The sequence below is a fragment of the Streptomyces sp. NPDC057424 genome (genome assembly GCF_042803315.1).
GTDB lineage: Bacteria > Actinomycetota > Actinomycetes > Streptomycetales > Streptomycetaceae > Streptomyces.
In genome coordinates, this window is the sequence record NZ_JBHVCP010000078.1 from 16,157 (window position 1) to 27,586 (window position 11,430).

11 protein-coding genes are annotated in these 11,430 nt (G+C 72.1%); 5 read left to right on the forward strand and 6 right to left on the reverse strand.

What is annotated here, in order from left to right; translation table 11 throughout:
• Position 1 precedes the first annotated feature (1 nt).
• The 3 genes from ACFU3E_RS35195 to ACFU3E_RS35205 all read right to left on the reverse strand — a co-directional run bounded on the left by ACFU3E_RS35195 (position 2) and on the right by ACFU3E_RS35205 (position 3,341).
• Positions 2-985: an iron-siderophore ABC transporter substrate-binding protein gene (locus ACFU3E_RS35195; protein WP_384167835.1), complete on the reverse strand. Its 984-nt coding sequence runs from the start codon at positions 983-985 to the stop codon at positions 2-4.
• The gene (locus ACFU3E_RS35200; protein WP_384167837.1) at positions 982-1,851 is read right to left on the reverse strand and encodes an ABC transporter ATP-binding protein; all 870 of its coding nucleotides are present in this window, start codon (positions 1,849-1,851) and stop codon (positions 982-984) included. Before ACFU3E_RS35200 ends, ACFU3E_RS35195 begins: the two co-directional genes overlap by 4 nt.
• 536 nt (positions 1,852-2,387) lie before the next feature.
• On the reverse strand, positions 2,388-3,341 hold the full coding sequence (locus ACFU3E_RS35205; RefSeq protein ID WP_384167858.1) for a Rieske 2Fe-2S domain-containing protein: 954 nt from the start codon (positions 3,339-3,341) through the stop codon (positions 2,388-2,390).
• A 185-nt stretch (positions 3,342-3,526) separates the two neighbouring features.
• On the opposite strand from ACFU3E_RS35205, the gene ACFU3E_RS35210 reads away from it, so the two are divergent.
• Together ACFU3E_RS35210 and ACFU3E_RS35215 are read left to right on the forward strand one after the other, a co-directional pair.
• The gene (locus ACFU3E_RS35210; RefSeq protein WP_384167839.1) at positions 3,527-4,441 is read left to right on the forward strand and encodes a HipA family kinase; all 915 of its coding nucleotides are present in this window, start codon (positions 3,527-3,529) and stop codon (positions 4,439-4,441) included.
• Entirely contained in the window at positions 4,438-4,707 is a 270-nt protein-coding gene (locus ACFU3E_RS35215; RefSeq protein ID WP_384167841.1) for a SelT/SelW/SelH family protein, read from the forward strand. Before ACFU3E_RS35210 ends, ACFU3E_RS35215 begins: the two co-directional genes overlap by 4 nt.
• 7 nt (positions 4,708-4,714) lie before the next feature.
• On the opposite strand, the gene aceB is transcribed toward ACFU3E_RS35215, so the two are convergent.
• The gene (gene aceB, locus ACFU3E_RS35220; protein ID WP_384167843.1) at positions 4,715-6,340 is read right to left on the reverse strand and encodes a malate synthase A; all 1,626 of its coding nucleotides are present in this window, start codon (positions 6,338-6,340) and stop codon (positions 4,715-4,717) included.
• A gap of 208 nt (positions 6,341-6,548) precedes the next feature.
• Positions 6,549-7,163 carry an NTP transferase domain-containing protein gene (locus tag ACFU3E_RS35225; RefSeq protein WP_384167846.1) on the reverse strand — a complete coding sequence of 205 codons (615 nt, stop codon included), beginning with the start codon at positions 7,161-7,163 and terminating at the stop codon, positions 6,549-6,551.
• A gap of 279 nt (positions 7,164-7,442) precedes the next feature.
• Here ACFU3E_RS35225 and ACFU3E_RS35230 point away from each other — a divergent pair, with 279 nt between their 5' ends.
• Positions 7,443-7,736: a DUF5955 family protein gene (locus ACFU3E_RS35230; protein WP_384167860.1), complete on the forward strand. Its 294-nt coding sequence runs from the start codon at positions 7,443-7,445 to the stop codon at positions 7,734-7,736.
• A gap of 121 nt (positions 7,737-7,857) precedes the next feature.
• On the opposite strand, the gene ACFU3E_RS35235 is transcribed toward ACFU3E_RS35230, so the two are convergent.
• Positions 7,858-8,655 carry an IclR family transcriptional regulator gene (locus ACFU3E_RS35235; protein ID WP_384167849.1) on the reverse strand — a complete coding sequence of 266 codons (798 nt, stop codon included), beginning with the start codon at positions 8,653-8,655 and terminating at the stop codon, positions 7,858-7,860.
• A 237-nt stretch (positions 8,656-8,892) separates the two neighbouring features.
• Between ACFU3E_RS35235 and allB the strand changes: the two genes are divergently transcribed.
• Entirely contained in the window at positions 8,893-10,233 is a 1,341-nt protein-coding gene (gene allB / locus ACFU3E_RS35240) for an allantoinase AllB (protein WP_384167852.1), read from the forward strand.
• A 37-nt stretch (positions 10,234-10,270) separates the two neighbouring features.
• Entirely contained in the window at positions 10,271-11,386 is a 1,116-nt protein-coding gene (alc, locus tag ACFU3E_RS35245; protein WP_384167855.1) for an allantoicase, read from the forward strand.
• Positions 11,387-11,430 lie beyond the last annotated feature (44 nt).

An 11,430-nucleotide genomic window follows, 5' to 3' on the forward strand; every position in this document is an offset into this window, starting at 1 on the left:
GCTACTTCGTCAGCGCGTCGACGAGGGCGTCGATGTACGCCTCCATCGACTCGGGACCGCCGAACATCCAGATGCCGTCGGGCAGCCGGTACACGTCACCCGACTTCACGAACGGCAGGGAGGTCCAGACGGCGTTCTTCTTCAGCTGGCCGGCGAAGGGGTTGCTGGACTTGTCGTCGTCATTGCCTATGTAGGCGAACCGGACGTCCTTCGGCAGGGCGGTGAGGCCCTCGACGTCGGTGGTGCCGAGGCCGTAGGCCGGGTCGCCCTTGACCTTCCAGGCGTTCTTCAGGCCGAGCCGCTCGTTGACGGCGCCGATGAGGGAGCCGCTGGTGTACGGGCGCAGGGAGACCTGGTTGGACGTCACGTAGCCGTCGGCGAAGGCGATGTCGGTGCCGTCGAGCTCGGCGTCGGCGAGGGCCTTCTTGCCCTCCGCGACCTTGGTCTCGAAGTTCTTCCGGGCGGTCTCGGCCTTGTCGGTGGTGCCGGTGGCCTCGGCGATGAGGTCGAGGTTCTCGAACATCTGCCCGACCTGGTCGGAGGCGTCCGCGGACTTGATCTCCAGCACGGGGGCGATCTTCCGCATCTGCTTCACGGCCGCGTCCGGCAGGTCGGAGCTGGCCACGATGAGGTCGGGGGAGAGCGAGGCGATGGTGTCCATGCTCGGCTCGCCGCGCGTGCCGATGTCCTTCGGCTCGTTCTTCAGCGGGACGGCGGTGTCCCAGGTCTTGTAGCCCTTGACGTCGGCGACGCCGACGGGGTCGACGCCGAGGGTGATGAGGCTCTCGACCTCGTTCCACTCGGTGGCGACGACCTTCTTGGCCGGGCCGTCGAGCTCGACCTTCGCGCCGGTGGAGTCGGTGAGGCTGATGGCCTCGGAGGTCTTCTTCTTCGAGCTGTCGGCGGCCGGCTCGGTGGTGCCGCAGGCGGCGAGGGTGAGCGCCGCGGCGGTGGTGGTGGCCGCGGTGAGCAGGAGGCGTCTCATGAGGTGGTGCCGAGCCTTTCGCTTCGGGTGGAACGGGTGTGGTGCCGGCCGATCGGACGGGTCCGTATGCGGCCGGTGTGGGGGTCCGTGTCGACGTCGATCCGGATGCCGTAGACGGCGGTGAGCCGCTGCGGGGTCAGGACGTCCTCGGGCCGGCCGTCGGCGACGATCCGGCCCGCTTCGAGCAGCGTGATCCGGTCGGCGATGGCCGCCGCCTGGTCGAGGTCGTGCAGCACGACCCCGACGGCGATCCCGTGGTCGTCCGCCAAGTCCCGGACGAGGTCGAGGAGTTCGATCTGGTAGCGCAGGTCGAGATAGGTGGTCGGCTCGTCCAGCAGCAGCACGCCGGTCTCCTGGGCGAGACAGCTCGCGAGCCACACGCGCTGCAGCTGCCCGCCGGAGAGGTGGTCGGCGCCGCGCTCGGCGAGGCCGGTGACCCCGGTCAGCGCGAGCGCCCGCTCGACGGCGGCCGAGGCGTCCGGATCCGGTCGGCCGAAGCGGCCCCGGTAGGGGTAGCGGCCGAACTCGACGAGATCCCGCACGGTCAGTCCGCTGGGCGTGGGGCGGCCCTGCGTCAGCAGGGCCACGTACCGCGCGAACTCCCGGGCGGACAGGGCGAGGCCGTCGGTGTCGCCGTCGATGCTGAGCTCGGCCCGGCGGGCCCGCTGCAGCCGGGCGATCGTCCGCAGCAGTGTCGACTTCCCGCTGCCGTTCGGACCGACCAGGACGGTCACCTCGCCGGGCGGCAGCGCGATCGCCGCGTCGTGCACGACGTCCGTGCCGTCGTACGACACGGTCACACCCGTGGCCGACAGTTGATGCCCGCGCAGCCGCAGGCCGCCGGCCGTTTCTTCACCAGATCTCACGCGGCGAAGGTTAGCCTAACCTAATATAGCCTTGACAAGAGGGTGCGGCGCCCGAACTGATCGAGTGGGGATCACCGCAATCCCCGGTGACACCCTCGCTGTTCGGCAGTCCTCCGGTGGGCACCGCCGGTCGAACGGGTCCCGCAGTCCGGGCCGGGACTCGCCGGGGCGGTGGGTGACGCGCCGACCGGACACGGGGACTCCGCCGCCGTCGTCGTTGCCGGCGCCACCGGGCTCCGGCCGGGCGCCGGCACGGTGCCACGTCGTCATCCGGCCAGGGGCGCCGCGGTGGGCGGTCGCGCGGGGCGGCGGCTACCGCGGCCGGTCGCCGGTCGTCTCGTCCACCAGCACGCCGTACGCCGATTGCGGCCTGTCCACCCCGGCCACGGCGGGTGCGGGTGCCCGCGGCCGTGCGGATCGCGCGCGGCCGGAGCAGCCGGCCCGCGGTCGGGGACGGCGGGGTCGTGCCGCGCCCCGCTGCGTAGGCCCGCCGGGTGCGCCGGAGCGCTCCGCGCAGCCGGCGCGCAAGCGGGCGGTCAGCCGCTGTCACCGCGCCCAGAGGCAGCCCCCGGTCGTGTTCCGGTCCCCTGTGCGGCCAGTTCCCGGCCGTTCCCGGAATGCTCTGCGCCGTCCTGGTGGCGCAGGCGCACCTCGACATGGCCGGCGGTGACCCGGGTCTCGAAGGAGGGCTGGGGGGCGGTGGCCGGTCCGCGGACGTTCCAGCCGTCGGAGAGCCGGAAGACGCTGCCGTGCCACGGGCACCGCACACACCCGTCGGCGACGGTGCCCTCGGACAGCGGCCCCGCGAGGTGGCTGCACCGCTCGGCCAGCGCGTGGATCGCCCCGCCGCTCTCGCGCACCACCAGCACCGGCACGTCGTCCACACTGCGCCGCACCGGCTCCCCGGCCGGGAACTCGTCGACGGTGCCGATCCGGTGCCAGCCCTGCGAGACGACGTTCGGGACCTCCTCGGCATGGTTGGCGCCGGAGGCCTGCCGGTAGGCCAGGTGCCCGCCCAGCATGCCGCCGAGTCCGACCGCCGTCAGCCCCAGGAAGCCGTAGGCCCGGCCCGCCGCCTCACGTCCCCTGACGCGGCAGACGAGCGAGGTGGCGTACAGGCCGACGGCGGCCGTGTTGGACAGGGCGTGCACCAGCCCGACGCGCTGCTGCCGGTGGTGCAGCTCCGCCCAGTCGACCCAGCCGGTCACGGCCGCGGGGCCCGCGGTGCCCAGCCCGACCGCGACCAGCAACCGTGACTCGCGGGAGCGTCCGGGCCGCAGGTCCAGGACCGCGGCCGACAGCCAGCTTCCGATCGGTACCTGCACCATCAGCGGATGCACCGGGTGCCCCAGCCACCTGCCGTGCAGCAGGTCCCGGCCGCGCCCCAGGGGCAGGGCCCGCACGCCCTCGCGGAGCGTGTCGATCACCGCATCGGCCCTGGGTTCACGCTCCAGGCGGTCCAGCAGCCACAGGACCCTGTTCTGCCGCATCACGCGGCGCCATGGGGTTTCGTTCATGTTTGCCCGGGTCCCCACCGGTATGAGCGGCAAACGGAACGGCGGGCGACGGTGGAGCGCGGGCCCGCAGCTCGGAACGTGGGCCAGGGCACCTCCCCGGCTGTCACGCCTGGTTACTATGGCCCCTTCGGATTCTGCCCTCCGTGGAGCCTTGGACCATGCTGAGAGAGGTCACCGCCACCCGCTACGTCGAACCCCTGCGGTCCGGCGGCTCCGTCCCCGGAGTCGTCGAGGCGGACGACCTCGGGACCTACGTCGTGAAGTTCACCGGCTCCGCGCAGGGCCGCAAGGCGCTCGTCGCCGAGGTGATCGTGGGGGAACTGGCCCGCGCCCTCGGGCTGCGCTTCCCCGAGCTGGTCCTGGTGCACTTCGACCCGGCCATCGCGGACCACGAGCCGCACCAGGAGGTGCGGGGCCTGCACGCGGCCAGCGCGGGTGTCAACCTCGGCATGGATTACCTGCCGGGTGCCCGCGACTTCACCCCCGAGACCGCCCGGGTCTTCCCCGTCGACCGCCTGGAGGCGGGGCGGATCGTCTGGCTCGACGCCCTGACCGTCAACGTCGACCGCACGGTCCACAGCTCCAACCTGATGGTGTGGCCCACCCTCGGCGTCGCACCCCCGCGCCTGTGGCTCATCGACCACGGTGCCGCCCTCGTCTTCCACCACCGCTGGGACGGCACCGACCCGGCCAAGTCCTACGACTTCCGCCACCACGCCCTCGGCTGCTACGGGCCCGACGTCCGGGCCGCCGATGCCGAGCTGGCGCCCCGCGTCACCGGGGACTTGCTGGGGCGGATCCTCGCCGAGGTCCCGGACGCCTGGCTCTCGGACGAGCCGGGCTTCGCCGCCGCGGACGAGGTGCGCGAGGCGTACGTGACGCACCTCCACGCCCGCGCGCGGACCTCCGGGGCCTGGCTGCCCACCGACTTCCCCACCGGGGAGGAGCTCGCCGCCGAGGAGGCCCTCCGGGCGGCGAAGAACCAGCAAGGACGCCCCGCGTGGCTCAAGCAGGTGCCTGATCTGCACGGCAAGCCCGCGGCCCGGCTGGATGGGGCGGTGCACCTCGGATGAGTGGCCGTGTCGAGATCGAGTACTGCACCCGGTGCCGCTGGCTGCCCCGCGCGGCCTGGCTGGCCCAGGAACTGCTCACGACGTTCGAGAACGAACTGACGGAACTGGCCCTCAAGCCCGGCACCGGCGGGGTGTTCGTCGTCCGCGTCGGCGACGAGGTCGTCTGGGACCGGCGCGAGCAGGGTTTCCCGGAGCCGACGGCCGTGAAACGGGCCGTGCGCGACCGAGTGGCCCCGGGGAAGACCCTGGGCCACTCGGAGCGGTAGCGGCGGTTCAGCCCTTGAGCTGCTCGTACGCCGGCAGCGTGAGGAAGTCGGCGTAGTCCTCGTCGAGGGAGACCGTCAGCAGCAGGTCGTGGGCCTGCTGCCAGTTGCCGGCGGCGAAGGCCTCGTCGCCGATCTCGGCCCTGATGCCCGCGAGTTCCTCGGCGGCGACCTTGCGGGCCAGCTCGGCGGTGACCTGCTCGCCGTTGTCGAGGACGACCTCCGCGTTGATCCACTGCCAGATCTGGGAGCGGGAGATCTCGGCGGTGGCCGCGTCCTCCATCAGGTTGAAGATGGCGACCGCGCCGAGGCCGCGCAGCCACGCCTCGATGTAACGGATGCCGACCTGCACGGCGTTGACGAGGCCCGCGTACGTCGGCTTGGCGTCCAGCGAGTCGATCGCGATCAGGTCGGCCGCCTTGACGTCGACGTCCTCGCGCAGCCGGTCCTTCTGGTGGGGCTTGTCGCCGAGGACCTTGTCGAAGGACTCCATGGCGATCGGCACCAGGTCGGGGTGGGCGACCCAGGAGCCGTCGAAGCCGTCGCCGGCCTCGCGGTCCTTGTCGGCGCGGACCTTCTCGAACGCGACCTTGTTGACCTCCGCGTCGCGGCGGGACGGGATGAACGCCGCCATGCCACCGATGGCGTGGGCGCCGCGCTTGTGGCAGGTGCGGACGAGGAGTTCGGTGTAGGCGCGCATGAACGGGGCCGTCATCGTCACCGCGTTGCGGTCCGGCAGGACGAACCTGGCGCCGCCGTCACGGAAGTTCTTGACGATGGAGAACAGGTAGTCCCAGCGGCCCGCGTTCAGCCCGGAGGCGTGGTCGCGCAGCTCGTAGAGGATCTCCTCCATCTCGTACGCGGCGGTGATCGTCTCGATCAGGACGGTGGCCCGGATCGTGCCCTGCGGGATGCCGCAGTACTCCTGCGCGAAGACGAACACCTCGTTCCAGAGACGGGCCTCCAGGTGGGACTCCGTCTTGGGGAGGTAGAAGTAGGGGCCCTTGCCGAGGTCCAGCAGGCGCTGGGCGTTGTGGAAGAAGTACAGGCCGAAGTCGACGAGGGCGCCGGGCACCGGGGTGCCGCCGGCGTCGACGAGGTGACGCTCGTCCAGGTGCCAGCCGCGAGGGCGCATGACGACCGTGGCGAGTTCCTCGTTCGCCTTCAGCGCGTACGACTTGCCGGACCCCGCGTCGGTGAAGTCGATGTTCCGGGTGTAGGCGTCGCTCAGGTTGAGCTGGCCGAGGACCACGTTCTCCCAGGTGGGCGCCGAGGCGTCCTCGAAGTCCGCGAGCCACACCTTGGCGCCCGAGTTGAGGGCGTTGATGGTCATCTTGCGGTCGGTGGGGCCGGTGATCTCGACCCGGCGGTCGTTCAGGGCGTCCGGGGCCGGGGCGACCCTCCAGGAGCCGTCGGCGCGGATCGCGGCGGTCTCCGGGAGGAAGTCGAGGGTCGAGGTGCGGGCGATCTCGGCGCGGCGCTCGGCGCGGCGGGCGAGGAGCTCGTCACGCCTGGGCGTGAACCGCCGGTGCAGCTCGGCCACGAAGGCGAGCGCCGCTTCGGTGAGGACCTCCTCCTGCCGGGGCAGGGGCTCGGCGTCGACGATGGCCAGCGGGGACGGCGCTGGTGCGGACATGAACGGTCACTTCCTTCAGCGAGCTGTGAAGACGAGCCGGCGTGCTCGGCACCGGGTGCCAGTCTTCCCGGATACGGCGTTCGGCGCCCGAGGAGCAGGCGGGCGCTTCTGATCAGTGGATACTAGTTTCCTCATAGTGGAAGTTCAATCGTTTGTTGATGTCGAGATTCTTCGGGTCGAGGCAAGGTGGCGCACCGTGCCACCCCGTTCACTCAAGGTGGGCCAGATCGGCTTCGGTGTCGATGTCGAAGGGCCGGGCGACGTCTCCGCACTCGACGAGAGTGAGGGCCGTCCGGTGCTCCCCCAGATAGGCGCGTGCCCCTTGGTCCCCCCTCGCAGTCGCGGCGATGCCCGCCCAGTGGGCGGCACCGAACAGCACCGGATGGCCGCGCACTCCGTCGTAGGCGGCTGAGGCGAGCGACTCCTCGCCCGTGTACGCCGCGAGGACCCGGGCCACCGCCTCGGGGCCGATCCCGGGCTGGTCGACGAGTGACACCAGGGCGGCCCGGGCGCCCGCGTCGGCGAGCGAGTCGAGCCCGGCGCGCAGGGAAGTCCCCATGCCCTGTTCCCAGTCGGGGTTGTCGACCAGGACGCAGCCCGGGAGAGAGGCTCGTGAGCGGACCTCGCCGGCTTGTGCGCCCAGCACCACATGGACGGTCCCGCAGCCCCCGTCCCGCAGCACCCGCACCGCGTGCTCCACGAGGGGCCGCCCCCGGTGAGGGAGCAGCGCCTTGGGCCGCCCGCCGAGCCGCCGCCCGCCACCGGCCGCGAGCAGCAGCCCCGCAACCACCGGTGCCCCGCCTGTCGTCTCCCGTGTCGTCATGGCTCCTGCATACCGCACGCCCCGCACGGGGGTGCGACGGCGCGGGGCGCGCATCGGACAGGCGTGCGCCTCGGGCCAGAAAGTCACTCAGCGAAACAAGTCGATGACGCAATGGACTGGCGCGTGGTGGTGCACGTCGTTTACTGTCGCCCGCACCGACCGGCCGGGCGTCCGACCGCTGCCCGGTGTGGGGGACTTCGTGTCGGAAGGGCACGCGCACGACGAGGTGCGAGGGGGAGGACTGTGTTGCGGAGCGTGGAGCAGAAGCGGCAGGGGTCTGTGACCGGCGGCGACGAGGACCCGCGCGTGACGGAGCTGCGCTCCGCCGTGTCCCGGCTGCGCCGCCGACTGGCCGCCCATCCAGCCGAGTTCGCCGATCGGGCCATCGCCGAGGAGGAACTCGCGGCCCTGGCCGCCATGGCCGCCGACGGCACCCCCGGGATCCCCTGCCTGCGCCGCTCCCTCCTGCTGATCGCGGGCGCGATCGGCTCGGTGAGCGCCCTGTCCGCGGAACTGACGGAGGTCCGGCGAGCGGTGGATCTCTTCGGGGGGTCCGTACGGGGCCACGGCTAGGGGGCTTCTGATGGATCTCCGCGGCGTCGCGACGCCCGGCACTCCTTCTTCCACGGAGATCCATCAGAAGCCCCCCGGAACGCCATCAGCCCCGGCCGTGTTTCACGGCGTCCAGTCGCCGTCACGCCGGGCTCTGGCTGGCCAGCGCCTCGGAGAGCTCCCCGGCGACCTGCTGGAGCACCGGCACGATCTTCTCCGTCGCCGCCTCCGTGACCCGGCCGGCCGGGCCGGAGATGGAGATGGCCGCCGCCGTGGGGGAGTCGGGCACCGGGACCGCAAGGCAACGGACCCCGATCTCCTGCTCGTTGTCGTCGATGGCGTAGCCCTGGCGCCGGACGTCCTCCAGGGCCGCGAGGAACCCGTCGGCCGTCGTGATCGTCTTCTCCGTCGCGGCGGGCATGCCCGTACGGGCGAGCAGGGCCCGCACCTCCTCCGGCGGGAAACCGGCGAGCAGGGCCTTGCCCACGCCCGTGGAGTGCGGCAGCACCCGCCGGCCGACCTCCGTGAACATGCGCATCGAGTGCTTCGACGGCACCTGCGCCACGTAGACGATCTCGTCCCCGTCCAGCAGTGCCATGTTCGCCGTCTCGCCGGTCTCCTCGACGAGTCGCGCCAGGTACGGCCGTGCCCAGGTGCCCAGCAGCCGGGAAGCCGACTCGCCGAGGCGGATCAGGCGCGGGCCGAGCGCGTACCGCCGGTTGGGCTGCTGGCGTACGTACCCGCAGGCCACCAGTGTGCGCATCAGGCGGTGGATGGTCGGCAGGGGCAGGCCGCTGCTCGCGGACAACTCGCTCAGGCCGACCTCGCCGCCCGCGTCCGCCATCCGTTCGAGCAGGTCGAAGGCGCGCTCCAGAGACTGGACCCCGCCGTTGGCGGAGGACCGGGCGGAGTCGGTGGTGCTGGCGCTGGACGTCGGCACGGCGCGTTCCTTTCGGGGCGGGCGGGAAGGGCAGAAGCCTACCCGGCGGTCGGTTGACTCCCCGCTTGTGCATGGCTAAGTTCTGCGTGCTGGAAGTTTAATTCCGCCTTGTGGAAACGTCCAGGGGTTTCGCCCGTGAGGCACTGTGGACAAGTGTGCCCTTGACGGCGCAGAAGAGGGAGTGAAGACTCCTTCAACAGAAAGTTGAATTCCGTTGCGCGGAAGTAAGGGGTTCGGGTGTCCGACGCTGAACTGGTACTGCGCTCGACGCGCGTCATCACTCCCGAGGGAACGCGTGCCGCATCCGTCGCGGTGACCGGCGGCACGATCACGGCCGTCCTCCCGCACGACGCGCCCGTACCGGAGAGTGCCCGCCTGGAGGACCTGGGCGACCACGCCCTGCTGCCCGGCCTGGTCGACACGCACGTGCACGTCAACGACCCAGGCCGCACCGAGTGGGAGGGCTTCTGGACCGCCACCCGCGCGGCGGCGGCCGGAGGCATCACGACCCTCGTCGACATGCCCCTCAACTCCCTCCCGCCGACCACGACCGTCGCGCACCTGCGCACCAAGCAGCAGGTCGCCGCCGACAAGGCGCACATCGACGTCGGCTTCTGGGGCGGTGCCCTGCCCGACAACGTCAAGGAACTGCGCCCGCTGCACGAAGCCGGGGTCTTCGGCTTCAAGGCGTTCCTGTCGCCGTCCGGCGTGGACGAGTTCCCGCACCTGGAGCGGGATCCGCTGGCCCGCACCATGGCCGAGATCGCCGCCTTCGACGGACTGCTCATCGTGCACGCCGAGGACCCCCACCTCCTCGCCTCCGCCCCGCAGCAGCCGGGTCCCAGGTACGCCGACTTCCTCGCCTCCCGGCCCCGGGACGCCGAGGACACCGCCATCGCCCAGCTCATCCGCGAGGCGAAGACCCTCGACGCCCGCGTGCACGTGCTGCACCTCTCCTCCAGCGACGCCCTGCCGATGATCGCCGAGGCGCGGGCGGAGGGCGTCCGCATCACCGTGGAGACCTGCCCCCACTACCTGACCCTCACCGCCGAGGAAGTCCCCGACGGCGCCAGCGAGTTCAAGTGCTGCCCGCCCATCCGCGAGGCGGCCAACCAGGACCTGCTCTGGCAGGCGCTCGCCGACGGCACCGTCGACTGCGTCGTCACCGACCACTCCCCGTCCACGGCCGACCTGAAGACCGACGACTTCGCCACCGCCTGGGGCGGCATCTCCGGACTCCAGCTCAGTCTGGCCGCGGTGTGGACCGAGGCCCGCAGGCGCGGGCACGGCCTGGAGGACGTGGTCCGCTGGATGTCCGCCCGCACATCCGAACTGGTCGGGCTCGACGACCGCAAGGGCGCCATCGCGGTGGGCCGCGACGCCGACTTCGCCGTCCTCGCACCCGACGAGACCTTCACCGTCGACCCGGTGGCCCTCCAGCACCGCAACCGCGTCACGGCCTACGCGGGCAGGACCCTGCACGGCGTCGTGAAGTCCACCTGGCTGCGCGGGCAGCGCATCGTCGCGGACGGCGAGTTCACCGAACCGAAGGGGCGGCTCCTCACCCGGACCCACTGAATCCCCTCCCAGACCTCGAAAGGCAGATCTGATCACCGTGACGGCGATTCCCAGCTTCACCGGCGACGCGAACCCCTACGGAGGCGGCGACCCGTACGCGGACTACCGCACCGCCGACCTCCCCTTCACCCAGTACGCCGACCTCGCCGACCGGCGCCTCGGTGCCGGTGTCATCGCCGCCAACGACGAGTTCTTCGCCCAGCGCGAGAACCTGCTGGTGCCCGAGCCCGCCGCGTTCGACCCCGAGCACTTCGGGCACAAGGGCAAGATCATGGACGGCTGGGAGACCCGCCGCCGCCGGGGCGTCTCCGCCGACCATCCCTGGCCGGCCGCGGAGGACCACGACTGGGCGCTGGTCCGCCTCGGCACCCCGGGCGTGATCCGCGGGATCGTCATCGACACCGCCCACTTCCGCGGCAACTACCCGCAGGCCGTGTCCGTCGAGGGCACCTGCCTACCGGGCTCCCCCTCGCCGGAGGAACTCCTCGGGGACGACGTGAAGTGGACGACCCTCGTCCCGCGCACCCCGGTCGGCGGCCACGCGGCGAACGGTTTCGCCGTCGACGTCGAACAGTGCTTCACGCACCTGCGGGTCAACCAGCACCCCGACGGCGGCATCGCGCGCCTGCGCGTCCACGGCGAGGTCGTCCCGGACCCCGCGTGGCTGGAGGCGCTCGGCACCTTCGACGTCGTCGCCCTGGAGAACGGCGGCCGGGCGGAGGACGCCTCCAACCTCTTCTACTCGCCCGCCTCCCACACCATCCAGCCGGGCCGCTCCCGCAAGATGGACGACGGCTGGGAGACCCGCCGCCGCCGCGACCGGGGCCACGACTGGATCCGCTACCGGCTGGCCGCCCAGGCCCGGATCCGCGCCCTGGAGATCGACACCGCCTACCTCAAGGGCAACAGCGCCGGCTGGGCGTCGGTCTCGGTCAAGGACGGCGAGGACGGCGACTGGCAGGAGATCCTGCCCCGCACCCGCCTCCAGCCCGACACCAACCACCGCTTCGTCCTCCCGGCCCCGGCCGTCGGCACGCACGCGCGCGTGGACATCTTCCCCGACGGCGGCATCTCCCGGCTGCGTCTGTTCGGCTCCCTGACCCAGGAGGGCACGAGCCGGCTGGCGGCACGCCACCAGGAACTGGGCGGCTGAACCAGGACCGCGGGGCGCACCGGCCGGACGGCACCGGTGCGCCC